This window comes from Natronomonas salsuginis, assembly GCF_005239135.1.
GTDB classification, from domain to species: domain Archaea; phylum Halobacteriota; class Halobacteria; order Halobacteriales; family Haloarculaceae; genus Natronomonas; species Natronomonas salsuginis.
The window spans coordinates 764,900-781,161 of sequence record NZ_QKNX01000001.1; the positions used below are offsets into that span (position 1 = coordinate 764,900).

19 protein-coding genes are annotated in these 16,262 nt (G+C 65.8%); 8 read left to right on the top strand and 11 right to left on the bottom strand.

All coding sequences use genetic code 11. From position 1 onward, the window contains the following. The first annotated feature begins 26 nt into the window (after positions 1-26). Positions 27-752, top strand: a complete 726-nt coding sequence (locus DM868_RS04150; protein WP_137275568.1) for a ribosome assembly factor SBDS — start codon at positions 27-29, stop codon at positions 750-752. A 79-nt stretch (positions 753-831) separates the two neighbouring features. Continuing rightward, the gene (gene hflX / locus DM868_RS04155) at positions 832-2,139 is read left to right on the top strand and encodes a GTPase HflX (protein ID WP_137275569.1); all 1,308 of its coding nucleotides are present in this window, start codon (positions 832-834) and stop codon (positions 2,137-2,139) included. A 6-nt stretch (positions 2,140-2,145) separates the two neighbouring features. Here hflX and moaC read toward each other — a convergent pair whose 3' ends face one another. The 4 genes from moaC to DM868_RS04175 all read right to left on the bottom strand — a co-directional run bounded on the left by moaC (position 2,146) and on the right by DM868_RS04175 (position 5,455). Then, a complete protein-coding gene (gene moaC / locus DM868_RS04160) occupies positions 2,146-2,628 on the bottom strand; it encodes a cyclic pyranopterin monophosphate synthase MoaC (RefSeq protein ID WP_137275570.1) in 483 nt (160 codons plus the stop codon). Positions 2,629-2,677: 49 nt separating this feature from the next. Continuing rightward, positions 2,678-4,117, bottom strand: a complete 1,440-nt coding sequence (locus DM868_RS04165; RefSeq protein WP_137275571.1) for an NAD(P)H-hydrate dehydratase — start codon at positions 4,115-4,117, stop codon at positions 2,678-2,680. A 75-nt stretch (positions 4,118-4,192) separates the two neighbouring features. Further along, positions 4,193-4,471 carry an acylphosphatase gene (locus DM868_RS04170; protein ID WP_137275572.1) on the bottom strand — a complete coding sequence of 93 codons (279 nt, stop codon included), beginning with the start codon at positions 4,469-4,471 and terminating at the stop codon, positions 4,193-4,195. A 69-nt stretch (positions 4,472-4,540) separates the two neighbouring features. Beyond that, positions 4,541-5,455 (bottom strand): DNA-3-methyladenine glycosylase family protein, encoded by a 915-nt coding sequence (locus DM868_RS04175; RefSeq protein WP_137275573.1) that lies wholly within the window; start codon positions 5,453-5,455, stop codon positions 4,541-4,543. A 127-nt stretch (positions 5,456-5,582) separates the two neighbouring features. Here DM868_RS04175 and DM868_RS04180 point away from each other — a divergent pair, with 127 nt between their 5' ends. Next, positions 5,583-6,011 (top strand): DUF555 domain-containing protein, encoded by a 429-nt coding sequence (locus DM868_RS04180; protein ID WP_137275574.1) that lies wholly within the window; start codon positions 5,583-5,585, stop codon positions 6,009-6,011. 109 nt (positions 6,012-6,120) lie between these two features. On the opposite strand, the gene DM868_RS04185 is transcribed toward DM868_RS04180, so the two are convergent. Further along, positions 6,121-6,357 (bottom strand): UPF0058 family protein, encoded by a 237-nt coding sequence (locus DM868_RS04185; protein ID WP_137275575.1) that lies wholly within the window; start codon positions 6,355-6,357, stop codon positions 6,121-6,123. Between the two features lie 177 nt (positions 6,358-6,534). Between DM868_RS04185 and DM868_RS04190 the strand changes: the two genes are divergently transcribed. Then, positions 6,535-6,939 (top strand): translation initiation factor IF-2 subunit beta, encoded by a 405-nt coding sequence (locus DM868_RS04190; RefSeq protein WP_137275576.1) that lies wholly within the window; start codon positions 6,535-6,537, stop codon positions 6,937-6,939. Here DM868_RS04190 and DM868_RS04195 read toward each other — a convergent pair. The 6 genes from DM868_RS04195 to DM868_RS04220 all read right to left on the bottom strand — a co-directional run bounded on the left by DM868_RS04195 (position 6,936) and on the right by DM868_RS04220 (position 11,479). Beyond that, positions 6,936-8,006, bottom strand: a complete 1,071-nt coding sequence (locus tag DM868_RS04195) for an ATP-NAD kinase family protein (RefSeq protein WP_137275577.1) — start codon at positions 8,004-8,006, stop codon at positions 6,936-6,938. The two genes, DM868_RS04190 and DM868_RS04195, sit on opposite strands and share 4 nt — an antisense overlap. 252 nt (positions 8,007-8,258) lie before the next feature. Further along, a complete protein-coding gene (locus DM868_RS04200; protein WP_137275578.1) occupies positions 8,259-8,957 on the bottom strand; it encodes a competence/damage-inducible protein A in 699 nt (232 codons plus the stop codon). A gap of 70 nt (positions 8,958-9,027) precedes the next feature. After that, a complete protein-coding gene (locus tag DM868_RS04205; protein ID WP_137275579.1) occupies positions 9,028-9,849 on the bottom strand; it encodes a DUF5803 family protein in 822 nt (273 codons plus the stop codon). A 5-nt stretch (positions 9,850-9,854) separates the two neighbouring features. Beyond that, complete coding sequence (locus tag DM868_RS04210) at positions 9,855-10,526, bottom strand: DUF2110 family protein (protein ID WP_137275580.1); 672 nt, start codon at positions 10,524-10,526, stop codon at positions 9,855-9,857. Further along, positions 10,526-11,074: a transcription factor E gene (tfe, locus tag DM868_RS04215; RefSeq protein WP_137275581.1), complete on the bottom strand. Its 549-nt coding sequence runs from the start codon at positions 11,072-11,074 to the stop codon at positions 10,526-10,528. Before tfe ends, DM868_RS04210 begins: the two co-directional genes overlap by 1 nt. Before the next feature lie 72 nt (positions 11,075-11,146). After that, positions 11,147-11,479: a 2Fe-2S iron-sulfur cluster-binding protein gene (locus DM868_RS04220; RefSeq protein ID WP_137275582.1), complete on the bottom strand. Its 333-nt coding sequence runs from the start codon at positions 11,477-11,479 to the stop codon at positions 11,147-11,149. A gap of 101 nt (positions 11,480-11,580) precedes the next feature. Here DM868_RS04220 and DM868_RS04225 point away from each other — a divergent pair, with 101 nt between their 5' ends. From DM868_RS04225 to DM868_RS04235, 4 genes are all read left to right on the top strand, one after another. Continuing rightward, positions 11,581-13,332, top strand: coding sequence for a DNA mismatch repair protein (locus DM868_RS04225; RefSeq protein ID WP_137275583.1), 1,752 nt, complete (start codon positions 11,581-11,583; stop codon positions 13,330-13,332). A 53-nt stretch (positions 13,333-13,385) separates the two neighbouring features. After that, positions 13,386-13,529 (top strand): hypothetical protein, encoded by a 144-nt coding sequence (locus tag DM868_RS15030; protein WP_170964421.1) that lies wholly within the window; start codon positions 13,386-13,388, stop codon positions 13,527-13,529. 160 nt (positions 13,530-13,689) lie between these two features. Then, on the top strand, positions 13,690-14,871 hold the full coding sequence (locus DM868_RS04230) for a thiolase domain-containing protein (RefSeq protein WP_137275584.1): 1,182 nt from the start codon (positions 13,690-13,692) through the stop codon (positions 14,869-14,871). Beyond that, positions 14,868-16,247 (top strand): zinc ribbon domain-containing protein, encoded by a 1,380-nt coding sequence (locus tag DM868_RS04235; RefSeq protein WP_137275585.1) that lies wholly within the window; start codon positions 14,868-14,870, stop codon positions 16,245-16,247. Before DM868_RS04230 ends, DM868_RS04235 begins: the two co-directional genes overlap by 4 nt. Positions 16,248-16,262: the final 15 nt, after the last annotated feature.

Consider the following 16,262-nt stretch of genomic DNA (forward strand, 5'->3'; position numbering starts at 1 on the left):
ATTTTCCATCCCGCCTACCAGTACGTATGATATCTCTTGACGAGGCGGTGACGGCCCGGCTCGAATCCCACGGCCAACGGTTCGAAGTGCTCGTCGATCCGGACGCCGCGCTCGCGATCAAACGCGGGGAGTTCGACGGCGAACTGGAGGACGTGATCGCGGCCGAGGACGTCTTCGAGGACGCGTCGACGGGGGACCGACCGCCGGAGGACTCGCTCGTAGAGGTCTTCGATACGACCGATCCGCTCGAGATCATCCCTGAGGTCATCACCCGCGGTGAGATACAGATCACCGCCGAGCAGCGCCGTGAGATGCAGGAGCAAAAACACAGACAGCTCGTCAACACGATCTCGCGAAACGCGGTCAATCCGCAGATGGACGACGCGCCGCATCCCCCCGAGCGGATCGAGCGCGCCCTCGAGGAGGCGGGATTCAAGATCGATCCAATGGAGCCGGTCGAAAACCAAGTCGACGACGCGCTCGACGCGCTTCGTCCGGTCCTCCCCATCCGGTTCGACGAGATCGTGATGGCCGTCCAACTGCCGGCGGAGTACGCGGGTAGTGCGCAGGCACAGGTCCGACAGTTCGGCGAACTCGAACGTGAGGAGTGGCAGTCCGACGGGTCGTGGGTCGGCGTCGTCCGATTTCCCGCCGGGCTACAAAACGAGTTCTACGACCTCGTCAACGAGCACACGAGCGGCGAGGCCGAAACCCGGATCGTCAAGGACGAAGACGAGATCGGAACGCGATAACCGAGCCGATGTGGCGGTCGGAACGCGCGTCGACCGACTCGCCCGAACGTTAAATAGCGTGACGACGTAGATCGACCGAGTGACTGGAACGAACGGCCGGGCGGTCGTCGCAAAGCGCGTCGACGACGGCTACCCGGACACGACGGAGATACGGGACCTCGCCCGAGCGGCCGGCTACACGGTCGTGGGCGAGGTGACACAGGAACGCGCGGAGGATCCGGCGCTCTGTCTCGGGGCGGGGAAAGTCGACGAACTCGCGAGCATCGTCGTCGACACGGAGGCGAGGACGGTGATTTTCGACAATCGCCTCGGGCCGTACCAGACGTTCAATCTGGGGACCGAGCTACCGGACGGTGTCGAGGTTATCGACCGATTCAGGCTCATCCTCGATATCTTCGGCCAGCGCGCCCGGACGAAGAAGGCCCAACTCCAGGTCGAGCTCGCCGAACTCCGGTACGAGCTGCCGCGAGCCGAGGCGAAGGCGTCGCTCGCCAAACGCGACGAGCGGCCGGGATTCATGGGGCTCGGCGAGTACGACGAGTCCCGCGAGCAGGACATCAAGGCACAGATCAGCCGGATCAGCGACGAATTGGAACGGATCGAGCAGACGGAGGCCCACCGCCGCGAACAGCGTCGCGAGTCGGGGTTCGACCTCGTCGCGCTGGCGGGCTACACGAACGCCGGGAAGTCGACGCTGTTGCGGCGACTGGCGAGCGATCTCTCGATCGACGAAAACGATGGGCTCCACCCGGACCTCGATTCGACCGCGGAGTCGGAAAACGAGCTGTTTACCACGCTCGGAACGACGACCCGCCGGGCTGAGTTCGACCGACGCGACGTGTTGGTGACCGACACCGTCGGCTTCGTCTCCGATCTCCCGCACTGGCTCGTCGAGTCGTTCAAATCGACGCTCTCGGAGGTGTATCGAGCCGACCTCGTGTTGCTCGTGGTCGACGTGTCCGATCCGGTCGAAGAGATCAGAGAGAAACTCGTCACGTGCCACGACACGCTGTACGAGCGCAACGAAGCGCCGATCGTCACCGTGTTGAACAAGGCTGATCTCGTCGACGACGAGGAGTTGGAGACGAAACGCGACGCGCTCTCTGCGCTCGCACCGGACCCGATCGTCATCAGCGCGAAGGCGGGCATCGGGATCGACGAACTGCGGACCCGAATCGACGAGCAACTCCCCGCGTGGCGCCGCGAACGGCTCGTGGTCCCGATGATCGACGAGACGATGAGCCTGGTGTCGTGGGTGCACGATCACGCGCACGTCGAGGATGTCGAGTACGGCGACGAGGTTCTCCTCGAATTCGAAGCCCGGCTGGCGATCGTCGAGCAGGCGCGCGCGAAGGCGAGCGAGTTGTCGGTCGCGCCGGTCGAGTGACCTCGCCTACGGCTCCGCTTTGCGTTTCGAGAGAATCTCGACGCCTGTGATCTTCGTCTGTGGGTACTGACCGTCCGCGTCCTTTTCGGCGGCTTTCACCATATCCCAGACGACGTTCAAGCCAGTCGTCACGCCTTCGAGCGCCTCCATCTCGCAGCCGGTCTTTCCGGTCGTCTCGACGGCGACGGTGAGGTCGACGCTCGCGTCGTCGACGACGAACTCGGTCTCGACGTTCGTGATCGGAATCTGGTGACACATCGGGATCGTCTCCCACGTGTGTTTGACCGCGTTGATCGCGCCGACGCGGGCAACCGAGAGGACGTCTCCCTTCTCCAGTTCGTTCGCCCGAATCGCCTCGACGGTCGATGGAGCGAGCTCGATTCGGCCGCGGGCGACTGCTCTTCGCGCGCTGTCCGGTTTATCGCCGACGTCGACCATCTGTGCGTCGCCGGTGTCGGTGACGTGCGTGAGGTCGGGTTCGTCGCTCATGCGTGTCCCTTCGGCCGCGTGGCGAAGAAACCACCGGGGCGACCGCGGTTCATGCGACCGACTCGGACCACAGCGCCGCCGACAACGCGCCGAGGAGGTCCGTCGCCACCAGCCCGTACCCATTGTCCTCGACGACGATGTCCCCGGCACGACCGTTTGTGTACGCCCCGATCGCCGCCGCGTGGATCGGGTCGAGGACGCAGGCCATCGCGCCCGTCACGCCGGCGAGGACATCGCCGGTGCCTCCGACGGTCATGCCCGGATTGCCCGTTCGGTTGAGCCTCGTCCGCGTCCCGTCGGAGATCACGTCGTACGCCCCTTTCACGAGAAGCGTCACGTCGAGCTCGGCTGCGAACGACTCGACGAGTTCGGCGCGGTCGTCGGGATCCGCGGCGGTCGTTCCACCCATCGATTCGAGTTCACCTTGGTGTGGCGTACACACGAGCGTCGCCTCGGTTTCGACGTTTGGAACTACTTGGAGGGCGTCGGCGTCGACGACCGCGGTTCCGGCGAACGCTTCGAGGAACGCCTCGACCGCGTCCAAGGACTTCGTCGCGTCCCCGAGGCCAGGACCGAACACCACGCAGTCCATTCGGGACGCGACTGCCAACAGTTGCTGAACGTTCGACGAATCGAGGCGCTCGCCGGCCAGTGGCTCGACGATCAGATTCTCGCTGTATCCCTGTACCTCCCTCGCGACCGTCTCCGGGCAGGCGACGTAGGCCAGATCGGCCCCCGAACGGAGCGCGGCTTGGGCTGCCAGCGCCGGCGCGCCCGTGTAGGGGCCGCCACCGACGACGAGGACGCGCCCGAAGTCCCCCTTGTGTGCGTTGGAGTCCCGCGAAAGTCGACGGAGGTCCCCGCGCTCGACGAACCGCTCCGCGGCGTCGGGGATACCGATATCACCGACCGTCACGTCGGCGTCGAGGTCCCGGAGCCCGGGTTTTTCGTCGTGAAACGTGACGACCCGGTCGGCCTCGACGGCGATGCCCTCGCGCTCACCCGTGTCGGCGTCGATCCCCGAGGGCACGTCGACCGCGAGGACCGGACAGTCGGCGGCGTTGATCGTTTCTGCCGCGGTCGCTTCCGGCTCCCTGAGCGCTCCCGTCACGCCGGTTCCGAGCATCGCGTCGACGACGATATCGGGAGTAGCGAGGTCGATGGCGGTCGAATCCTCGACGGTCCGACGGTCGATCTCCGCCCGTTCGAGCGCCACCCAGTTCTCCCGTGCGATCTCCGTCGAGATCGTCTCCGGTCGACCGAGGAGGTGAACCGTCACGTCGTACGCCGACAGAAACCGAGCCGCGACGAACGCGTCGCCCCCGTTGTTCCCGCGCCCGCAGACCAACGCGACGGACGCCCCCGGATCCGCGATCTCGCGAACGGCGCGCGCAGCGGCGTTCCCCGACGACTCCATCAACTGCTTTCGCGGCACGCCGAGCGCCTCGGCGTTCTCGTCCACGACGGCCATCTCGGTGCTCGAAATCATGCATCGACGTTCTCACCGAAGCGCACTAACCGTTGTGCCGTCGCGGTCGGGTCGAAGCAGCACGCCGCGGATCGACTACCGGCGAATTTCGAACCCCTCGAGATCGACCGGGTCGCCGTACTCGACCGAGACGTCGTCGACCCGCGCGTTCGAGCTTCCGGTGTGACACCACTCGACCATCGCCTCGACCGCGTCGTCGTCACCCTCGAAGACCGCCTCGACGCGGCCGTCGTCGAGGTTTTTGACCCACCCGTCGACGCCGGTCTCGCGTGCGGTGCCCCGCGTCGTCGCCCGATAGTAGACGCCCTGTACGCGGCCGGAGATGAACACGTGGGCGCGAATTCGATCGGCCATACGTATCCCGTTTCGGGGTCGAAGGCAAAGTTCCTCCGGCAGCTGTGAGCGTCCGGCAAGGTGCGATGCTTAGACGTCGCCGCCGGTCCGCAAATGATGAAAGACGTAGGTCTGCGCGTACCCGGCATAGGTCCCGCCGAGCCGCGCTCTGATGGCCCTGGACGTCTCGGCGTAGCTCCCGCACTCGCAGTCGGGGTAGTGCTCCTCTATCGCGCTTTGGATCCACGTGTCGAGCGGGACGGCCTCCAGATAGCCGAGCGAGAACAGGAGTACGCAGTCGGCCACTTTGTCGCCGACGCCGACGAACCGGGTCAGCGATTCGCGGGCAGCCTCGTACTTGAGTCCGACGGCGTCGTTCGGATGCGCTTCGCCCGTGGAGACCATCTCGGCTGTTCGCTGGACGTACGGCGCGCGATAGCCCAACGAGAGGTCGCGAAGCTCCGATTCGGTCGCCTCGGCCAGCCGATCGGGCGTCGGATACGCGCTGTACTCGGCCCCGTCGAACCGGATCGACTCACCGTACGCCTCGGCGAGCGCGATCTGCATCCGGTGGATCCGCCCGACGCGCATCTGTGCCGAGCAGATGAACGAGATCAGACAGCCGAACGGCGGGTCCCGAACCAGCCGCATCCCCCGATGTGCGCCGTAGGCGCTGTCGATGAGCGGGTCCTCCGGCGTCGAGTCGATGATCGAATCGAGGTCGTCGTCGAGTCGAAGCAGGTGTTCCAACCGCTCGTACGCGTTCGCGGTCGACGATTCCCACTCGAGTCGTCGATCCGTCTGCCGAACGCGGAGGATCTCCGATTCGTTCGTCTCCGTCGCCGTCTCCGGGAGGACGGTGTAGTACCACGGTGCGTCGGCCGACGAATCGCGATACATCCGGTCGTCGTCGCGTCGCCACAGATACGACTGGCCGCTTTCGAGCGTCGTTCGGAGGTCGAATCCACCGTCGAAGGACTCGATCGGGCGGCTGCCGGTCTCCATATCCGCCTCTCGGGTCGAGTGATGTTTCACCTTTCGAAGTGACGCGCGGACCGATTTCGATGTCAGCATACCGACGCGTCTAGCGGTAGTGCGAAGGTTCTTGTCACAGGGGACGCAACACCGTACCATGGACTGCCGAGTTGTCGTCGAAGCTGCGGTCCCGGTGTACGACGTCGGAACGGCCGACGAGGCGGTTCGTATTGCGATCTCGAAGACGGGTGAGATGTTGAACCCCGATCTCAACTACGTCGAGATCAACATGGGGGAACGGACGTGTCCACACTGCGGGGAATCCCAGGAGCCGGCGTTCATCGCTGCCGACGAAGGGCTCGTCGCTCTGGAGCTCGAGATGACCGTGTTCAACGTCGAACACGACGAACACGCGTCGCGAATCGCGCGCAAAGAGATCGGACAGCGGCTCCGAAACATCCCGCTCGAAGTGATCGAGGTCGAAGTGATCGAAGACGACGACGAGGATGATTCGGAGACGGATCAGCACGCCGAAGACGACGAAAACGACGTGCTACCGGAGTTCGAGGATCTGTTGGACGAGTGATCGATCGGCGGTGACGCGGCTCGTTTCGTCTGGCTACACTCGCCGAGCCACAGCGCCGTCGCTCGTTGGTGGGTTGTGTTGCGGTTCGCAGAACGACGCGATCGGCGATTCAGTCGGCGGCAGCCGAGACGGCCGGCTCCGTCTCGCGCTCCATCTCGTCAGTGATACCGTCCGCAAGGGCAAAAACAGCCGTTTTGTGATCGGTTTTCGATTTGTGGATCGAGGTCGGTCGGACACCGAGTTCGGTGTATTTTGCGTGCTCTACGTTGCACTCTGCCATTTGCTCGTAGTGGTTACATACCTCCGCGAGCAGGCCGTGGAGATGAATGAGCTCCTGCTTTTTCATGGTCATCTTCGCGTAGCGACTCAGGGCATATAGTAGTATCCTGACACAAGTTAACACGTTTCTGTGGCCCCGACGCGGCAACATTCGATAGTTTGGGCTCGACCGGTTCACGCCGGCCGCCCCGCCCGATGTCGCGCACTGCTCAACATTTTTCCTCCCGGCTAGTCAACTGTATGTATGGAGTACGAAGACGGGCTCGACCGTGCGATCGAATCGACGTCGGACGTCGAGGGATCGACGGGGCGGTTTTCGATTCCCGATCCCGATGTGCGTCAGGAGGGAAACGTCACCGTGTACGAGAACTTCCAGTCGACGCTCGACGCCCTCGATCGTGAGGCCACACACCTCATGAAATTCATCCAGACCGAACTCGGGACGAGCGCAACCATCGACGATCGGGGACGACTCCGACTGACGGGGGAGTTTGGTCACGACCGGATCGAGACCGCCATCGAAGCCTACGCCGAGAGGTACGTGCTCTGTCCAGCGTGTGGCCTCCCGGACACGCGGCTAGAAACCGAAAACGGCGCAGAGATCCGTCACTGCACGGCCTGCGGTGCGCGCTCGCCGGTCGGGCGCTAGACGACTTTCAACAGCTGTCGTTCGAACTTTCCGACCCGAACGCGCTGCCAGCCCCGCAACGACTCGTCGAGCTCCGGATCGCCGGTGTCGACGCGCAGCACGCCGATATCAGAGAGCTTCTGTTTGGACGCGACGACCTCGATCTCCGAGCGGCGGATGATCGGTGGCGAGATTTGGTCGTTTCCGCGGCCGAAGATGAAGCCCTGCCCGCCGATCGGAGAGACCACGATCACGTTCCGCTCGCCGAGCGCCTCGACGATCGCTGCTTCGCCGGCGTCGCGAGCCAGTACGTTTCCGTCACGCCAGACGTCGACGCCAAGCGGCGAGCCATCGATCCCGAGTTCAGTTTTGACGGCGTCGACGGTCGACCCCGGACCCAACACGTACGTCGCGTCGTCTTCGCGTATCTCGGCAGCGACGGCGGCCGCGAGCGACTCCACCGTTCCCCCGCCGATCTGTTTCGAGGACTGGACCTCGTCGCCGACGGGGACCGTCGCGAGCGCTTTCAGCTCGGTGTTGACGTCCCCGCCCCGGTAGGCGTCCTCGTCGATGTCGTTGACCTCGCGAACCTCGGTGCGATCGAACGCCGTCGCGATGCGACCGGCTGCCCGCGGCGTGACAGCGAACACCGACGAGTACACTTTCACCCCACCAGGAATGCCGAGGATCGGCGTCTCGTCGTCGAGGGCTTCGAGCGTTTCGGCGACGTCGACCGCCGTTCCGTCCCCCCCGACGAAGAGGATGAGATCGACGCCTTCCTCGACGAACCGACGGACTGCGGTGCGGGTGTCTGCCGCGGTCGTCTCCTCGCGCTCGGGCGCGCCGACGACCGTCGGCGAGAACCCCGCGGCGACCGATTCGTCCTCACCCATCGCGCCGCCATAGGTGTACAGCGCCACCGACTCCGGCTGGTTCTTGAGGTGTTCGAGGGCTTCGCGGGCGCGATCCGGCGAGCGCGGCTCCGCGCCGCGGTGGCGGGCCTCCTCGACCTTGTTGTCGGTCCCCTTCAGCCCGACTCTGCCCCCCATGCCGGCGATCGGATTCACTACGAGCCCAACGCGTCGCATACCCCGTCTGGGCGTCGCCGAGGGAAAAACCGACCGGTGTGCACGTACCCGTGGCCGTGAGAGTCCCGATCGAATGGGGATCGAGCGAAAGGAACCGATTAATAACCCCTGGGCGGCAACGGCGGTACATGAACCTCATCATGCAGGCTCTCGAAGACAGCCCGTTCATCATCGACGCCATGGGCTGGGTCGTGCTGCTCGCCAGCCTCGTCATCACCGTTGGGTGGCTCTGGTATCTCTACCGGTAGTCGGCTACGACTCCGTTTTCGCGACGATCCCGTTCTCCCGTAGCCACCCGGCAGCGCGTTCGACGGCCGCTCGATCGGTGCTCTCGATTTTGACCCGCACGTTCTCGCCCGGATAGCTCCCGACCTTGACCTCGAAGCGCTCCTGTAGCTCCTGAAGTCTGTCGACCAGCGCGCTCTCGGGTTCGTCGAGGGTGACGGATTCGACGTGCCGTGGCTCGCCCTCGAACACGTCGGCGATCGATTCGAACATGGCCTGCATCTCCGCGGGGACGCCCGGGAGCACGTAGATGTTCTCGATGGCACAACCGGGGGCGACTCCGACGGTGTTGTGCAGGGGTCGAGAGCCGGCCGGCAGATCGGCGGTCCCCTTCGTGAGCTCCGAGCGGCTGTACCCGCCGTTTTCGTCGAGCCATTCGAGCGCTTTTTCCGATCGTTCGAGCGGCTGTCCGACGGCCGCGGCGACGGCTTCCATCGTCAGGTCGTCGTGCGTCGGTCCCAGCCCGCCGGTGACGATGACCGCGTCGTACTCGGCGGCGTGTTCGTTCACGATGCGAGCGATATCTGCGACCCGATCCGGAACGACCGTGACGCGCTCGACCGACGCGCCCCGCTTCGTGAGTCGCTCGCCGAGCCACGCGGCGTTCGTGTTGACCGTATCCCCGGATAGCAGTTCGTCACCGACCGATACCAACGCGACGTTCATGTCCAGCGTTCGGCCCCGGCGCGAATAAGTGCAATGACGCGGTGACGACGGGGAGCTATCGGACGAGTCGTCACCGCATACCGGGTGGCGGCCCCTTCCGGTCGTCCTCGTAGTCGACGTCGATCCCCTCCTCGTCGCGGCGCTTTGCGGCCCGCTGTATCTTCCGATAGTAGTAGATCACGCCGAGCACGCCGACGAGGCCGGCGACGGCAGCCAAGCCGCCGAACAGCCACAGATCGCGATCGAGATACCACTGGACAGCGATCGCGGGTGAGTCGAGCTGCTCCCACCGGAGGTGAACGCGACCGTCGACGACCACTCGGTCGTCGTTGGGCGGTCGGACGCGCGACAACAGCGGGATCTGTGCGTCTCGGTCGGGGGGTAACGCGATCTCGTAGCTCCCGTGAACGGCCGGCCTGATGATCAGTTCCTTGCCGGTCTTGGGTGCCGTGAACGCAAGTTGACCCTCCTCAGCCGGAAGGTGAACGATCGTTCGTTGTCGGGTCGTGTTGACGGCGAGCGCGTCGGTCGTCTCCTCGGTTCCGTCCTCGTGGATTGCGACCGGTTCCCCATCGACGTACCGGACGACTGTCCCGTTCGGATAGCGGAACTGCAGCGCCGATATCTCGAGCGGTGTCTCGAGCGTTAGCGCGTTCGTCCGCCACAGTTCGATCGTCTCGTTGTCCCCCGTCACTTTCGCCGACACGTTGTAGACGGCGGTGTAGTTCTCCCGGTTGATCGTGATGGAAGCGTCCCGTTCGGTATCGTAGTCGTACTGCGCGTCCGCCGAGAGGGAGGCCGGATCGCCCACGTCATTGCCGAGGATAGTCGTACACCCGGCGAGGGCGAGAAGGAAGACGAACGCGAGCGTAGCGAGCAGGCGGCGATTCATGACATCTATGGAACGACTGCGAGCAGTTCAGCTTCTAAATAGGGGCCGATATCGGCGAGCAGCCCCGGAGCGTCCGTGTTATCTTTACAGATGATGCTCGATTCGAGCAACCCGAGCCGTTCGACGGTGATGATATCATCCGCGTGGCCCGCTCGGTTGACCGTGGCCCGAAGTTGTGCTCGCGTTATGCTGTTGGCGTTGACGCGCCCCGTACCGCGAGTCCACTCGTAGAGGTGGTCCCGTTCCTCGTCCGCGAGGCGATTCGGCTCCTCGTCGCCCTCGACGAACCGAAGCGGCATGTGTTGAACGAGGCCGAACCGAGTACGGATCTGCGCCGGAGTCCCTTGGCCCAGACCGAGTTCGTCGGCCGGGATTCGAACCGGTTCGCCGGCGTCGAGAACGAATCCGTCGTCGTCCCACGATTCGAGCGTTCCGACGTACGTTTCGCCAGACGTTCGGTGCGGCGTGATCGCACCCCACTCGGCCTCGAGAAGGTTCCGCGCGACCGGAGCGTCTTCGCCGGTCACCGTCACCGACGGAAACCCGTCGTCGCGGAGCCCGACGGTGAACTCGACCTCGAGCTCGCCGAGTTCGTTTTCGACGAGCGATTCGAGCGAGTCCATCGCCCGCCGACGGCCCTCGCCCAGAACGTACACTTTGGTGGCGAGAACGACCATTACGCGTCTGTGACCTCGTCTGCGTCCGTTTCGTCGGTGATGTTCAGCTCCTCGCGGAGCTCCTCGATCCGCCGCTCCATCGCGTCGACGAGCCGGGAGTTCTCCATGGTCTCGAGTTGGCTCCCGCACTGGGGACACTCGAAGCCGAACTCCATCGCCTCGCCAAACTCGAACCGAAGCTGACACTGCCCACAGAGGTAGAACTCGTTGTCCTGCTCGTACTGCTTACGTTCGTTCAGCGCGTCGAGGAGACGGTGCATCTCCGATTCGAGCTGCTCGGGGATGGAGTCGTACTCGAAGGTCCACAGATACGTCAGCCATCCCGAGTCCTCGTCGCGCAGCCGACGATACGAGGCCAGATCGTTCTCGTAGAGAATAAAGAGCGCCCGGCGCACGTCGTTGAGTTCGAGTCCCAGCTCCTCCGCGAGTTCCTCGTCGGTCACCTCGCCATCCGGCGGCGCGGCGGCGACGGGCATCCCCGTCGGCCCGACGAGTTCGTGGAGGTACTTCTGAATCACCGGGTCGTTCAGTAGTTCCTCAAAAGCCATTGTCGTAACTGCGCCAGCGAGTCGTTTAAAAGCTCCGGAACCGGGGACGAGCCGCAGTTGTCGACCCGCGCCTCAGTCGTCGGCCGCGGCCGCGTCGGTCCCGTCGGCGGCGACCGTGTCCTCGATGCTCGGTGGGTACTTCCCACGATCGAGCTTGAGATCCGATTGTGGACGCGCCATGCAGGTCAGCGCGTAGGACTCGCGCTCCTCTTCGGTCAGCCCGCGCGCTGCCGGCTGTGCGACCTTGCCCTCGACGATTTCGGCCGAGCAGGCCAGACACATTCCGACGCGACAGGAGTACTCCTGGGCGATGCCCTCCTCGATGCATCGCTTGAGGATCGTCTGTTTGTCCGAGACCGTGATCGTCTCGCCGGTCCCGACGAACTCGACGGTGTAGTCGGTCATGACACCAGTTTCGAGCAACCCGAACAAAACTCTTTACGTCCGCTCCGGCCGGTGGTAGCATCGTCCGTCAGTCTAATACCGTCCCTGGCCGTTCCACGCCCATGGAACTGGAGGCGTATTGGGGGATCGGTCCGAAGACGCGCGAGGCGCTCGAATCCTCGATCGGGACCGAAGCGGCGATCGGGGCGATCGAATCCGGAGACGTACGAACGCTCACCGAGGCCGGCGTCGACCGGAGTCGAGTGACGCGCGTACTCAGGCACGCCCACAGCGCGGAGGGGATGGCGCTGTTGGCGACGCGGGACGCACGTCTCGTCTACAAGGGGCTGCTCGAAACGATCGCGTCGCACGCGGTGAGCGAGGCTGCCGCCGATAGACTTCGGACGCTGACACCGCTGATCGATCGCGGCGAGATGAACACGCGTCTCGACGCGGTCGAACGGGGACAGTCCGGGTGGGATGCACTAGACGACGACGCCAGAGTCGCTGTCCTCGACGCGTTCGAGCGGTACGACGACGCGCCAGACGGACGGCTCGCGGCGGTCGAAACGGCGGTCGAACTGGCCGACATCGGCGTTTCAAGCGCCGTCTTCGACCCGATCGACGACCTCGACACCGAGGCGCTGGCCGACGCCGCGGTTGCCTTCGACGCACTGGGCGAAGATCGGATCGACAGAGGTGCCGACGAGGAACTGGATCGGCTACGCGACGCTCGCGAGGCGGTCGATCGGCGAGCCTCGAACGCCGACGCGGTTCTCGAGGAACTGCGATCCGGCGGCGTCGAGGACACGGCCGCGTTCCGCGAGGGGCTGGTCGAACTCCTCAGGGAGGAGACGACGATCGACGCGTCACGCGTTCGGTCGGCGATGGCGCAGGATGCAGTCGACGCCACAGGGTTCGTCTCGGAGACGCTTCGATCGCTCCGCACGGAGCTTGACGAGTCGATCGACCGACGAGCTGAACAGGTTCGAGCCCAGTTGGAATTGGCGATCGACGCCGCAGGCGAGGATGTCGATCGGGCCGGACCGGCGGTGACGACAGTCGCCAGGGAGCTCTCCCTGGGCCGGTTCGCGGCGGCCTACGACCTCGAACGGCCGGCATACGTCGACGGGGAGGGACTCGCGGTCGTCGGCGCGCGAAACCTCTCGATGCTCGACGGCGGGGCGGAGATCCAACCGATCACCTACGCGATCGGTGACCACGGGATCGACGCGCCCGTCGGCGAGCGCGTGACGGTGTTGACGGGAGCCAACAGCGGCGGCAAGACGACGCTCCTCGAAACGCTCTGTGAGATCGCCATTCTCGCTCACATGGGACTGCCGGTCGCGGCCGACGCGGCGGAGCTTTCGACGCTCGATCGGTTGGTCTTCCACCGACGACACGCGAGCTTCAACGCGGGCGTACTCGAATCGACGCTACAGTCAGTCGTCCCGCCGCTCGTCTCTGGCGACCGGACGCTCATGCTCGTCGACGAGTTCGAGGCGATCACGGAGCCGGGACGGGCCGCGGATCTGCTCGGCGGGCTCGTCCGCCTGACGATCACTGAGGGGGCGATCGGCACCTTCGTCACCCACCTCGCGAACGACCTCGAACCGCTGCCCCAGACGGCTCGAATCGACGGGATCTTCGCGAAGGGGCTGACCGACGATCTGGAGCTCGAGGTCGACTACCAGCCGCGGTTCGGCGCGGTGGGCCGATCGACGCCGGAGTTCATCGTCTCTCGACTCGTGGCGAACGCCGACGACCGCGCCGAGGAGGCCGGGTTCCGAACGCTCGCAGAGGCGGTCGACACCGAGGTCGTTCAGCGAACGCTGTCGGACGCGGCGTGGACGGCGCTCGCCTCGGATGAATAGCCTCGCCGCGTCGGGCCGATACCATTTTAACTTCACTCGGTGTGAGGGGCTGTATGTCATCGCCTAACGAGTCAGTCGATATCGAGGTCGCCTTCGACGACGGGCTCCTCGCACGGATGGATCGGCTCCGCCTGTCACCGGGCTACGAGAGCCGATCCGACGTCGTCGTGGCCGCGATCAAGGCCGCGGGGGAGTAGGTCGGTTGTCGATCGTCCGCCCATCGTCCGTCCCGTCGTCAGTTACACGGGTGATTCGACGAGCCTCGCCACCGGTCAGAGAGCGTGCGACAACCGGTATCGTGGGAGATCGAGACACCGGTGTCGCTGCGTTTATGCCGTCCCCCTCTAAGCCCTCGATATGCGTGATGCGTACGTCGTCGGTGCGGGCCAATCGAAGTACGGCTCCTTTCCCGACGAAAGCTATCGGTCGCTGTTCGAGACGGCCGTCCAGAACACGGTATCGAGCGTCGACCACGGGATCGAAACCTCGGAGGTCGACGAGGCCTACGTCGGGACCCTCGGGGTAGGCGGGCGGCAACTCGGCCTCCCCGGGCCGGCGGTCACCGAGCACGTCGGGATCGCCGGTGTTCCGGTGACCCGCGTCGAAAACGCCTGTGCAGCCTCCGGATACGCGGTCAGACAGGCCGTGATGGCCGTCCGGTCCGGCATGGTCGATGTCGCCCTCGCCAGCGGCGTCGAGGTGATGACGGACCTCTCCGGGGACGCCGTCCGCTACTGGCTCGGCGTGTCGGGCGAGACGGAGTGGGAGCGGATGAGCGGGACGACGTTCGCCGGCGTCTACGCGCAGATGGCCTCAGCGCACATGCGCGAGTACGGGACGACGACCGAACAGCTCTCCCACGTCGCCGTCAAGAACCACGCCAACGGCGCGAAGAACCCGAAGGCGCATCTCGGGTTCAGCTGCACTCTCGAGGATGCGGTGAACGCCCCGCCCGTCGCCGATCCGCTCAATCTGTATCACTGCTGTCCCACGACGGACGGCGCGGCGGCGGCGCTCATCGTCAGCGAGGACGTCGTCGAAAAGTACACCGATACGCCGGTCCGCGTCGCGGGCGTCGGCGCTGCCTCCGACCGGGTCGGGCTGTTCCAGCGCGACACCTACACCTCCGTCCCGGCAGCCAAGGCCGCGGGCGAATCAGCCTACGAGGAGGCGGGGATCACCGTCGACGACCTCGACTTCGCCGAAGTCCACGACTGCTTCGCCATCGCGGAGCTGATGGCCTACGAAGACCTCGGCTTCTGTCCCGCCGGAGAGGCCGGCCCGTACATCGAATCGGGCGCGACCCGCCCCGACGGCGAGCTGCCGGTCAACACCTCCGGCGGCCTCAAATCGAAGGGCCACCCGATCGGCGCGACCGGTGCCGGACAGGTCGTCGAGGCGTTCGATCAGCTGACCGGGCGGGCCGGCGATCGGCAGCTCGATGACCCGAAGATCGGCCTGACGCACAACGTCGGCGGCTCGGGCGGTGCCGCCGTCGTTCACGTCTTCGAACGGGACGACGAGGTGATCGACGCATGAGCCGCGGAATCGCCGGTGTCGGCGCGTACGCTCCAGAGAACCGCGTTTCGGCCGAAGCATTCTCGGACGCGTGGGGCCGATTCGACGCGCCCGGCGTCGAGACGAAGGCGGTCCCGGACGCGGACGAGGACGCGCTGACGATGGCCGTCGAGGCCGGCCGTCGTGCGCTCTCGGCCGGCGACGGTGCTGGCGTTGATGTCGATCGCGTACACTTCGCGACCACGACGCCGCCGCTGGCCGAGGAAGACCTCACCGCGCGGATCGGCTCGTATCTGCACGTGCCGGCCGATGCCGATCGGCGGACGTACACCGGCAGCACCCGCGTCGGCGTCGACGCGTTGCTCGACGCGGTCGACGCCGACGGTTCGACGCTCGTGATCGCCTCGGACTGCCCCGAAGGCGAGCCCGACGATAGCCGTGAACACGCCGCCGGGGCGGGTTCGGTCGCCTTCCTCGTCAGCGAGGGCGCGCCCACGACGATCACCGATCGAGCCTCCCAGACGGACGTTCGGCCCGGAACGCGGTTCAGGAGCCACGGCGACGCAGATGTGACGGGGCTCGACACCGGGACGTACGACCGAGCGGCGTTCACGGAACCGGTCTCGGCCGCCGTCGACGCGCTCGATGCCGATGCCGACGAGTTCGACGCGATCGCCCTGCAGGCTCCGAACGGGAAGCTCCCGTATCGAGCGGCCCTGGACAACGAAGCCATCGCGGCCGTCGAGACGGTCTCGTCACTCGGAGATACGGCCGCTGCGAGCGCGCCGCTGTCGCTCGCGGCCGCGTTCGAGGCCGATCACGGCCGGACGCTGGCCGTCGGGTGGGGCTCCGGCGCGGGCGCGACGGCGCTCGTCGTCGAAGGGACCGCCCCGGTGGAGGCGTCCCTCGACGGGGACTCGGAACTCGATTACCCGGCGTACCTGCGCAGACGCGGCGACATCGTCGGCGAGAAGCCCGACGGCGGCGCGGCGCACGTCCCCGTGCCGACGTGGCGCCGGGCCGCGGCGCAACGGCACCGTCACGAGTCCGGGATGTGCTCGGCGTGTGGAGCGGTTGTCTTTCCGCCCGAAGGCGCGTGTCCGGAGTGTCTCGAACTGGTCGAGTTCGAGCCCGTAACACCCGAACTGACCGGCACGATCGACGCGGCGACGACGATCGGACAGGGCGGCGCGCCGCCGGAGTTCGCGGACCAGCAGGCCAAACAGGGCGCGTTCGGCGTCGCGATTGTCCGGTTTCCCGCCGGGGACGGCGAGGTGTCGCTCCCGATACAGGTCGTCGGCGGCACGTCTGTCGGAGAGACGGTTCGCGCCGTCCCCCGACGGATCTACGTCGAGGAGGACGTACCCCGGTACGGACTGAAAGCGCTGCCGCAGTGAGCTGATAGGTGCCGA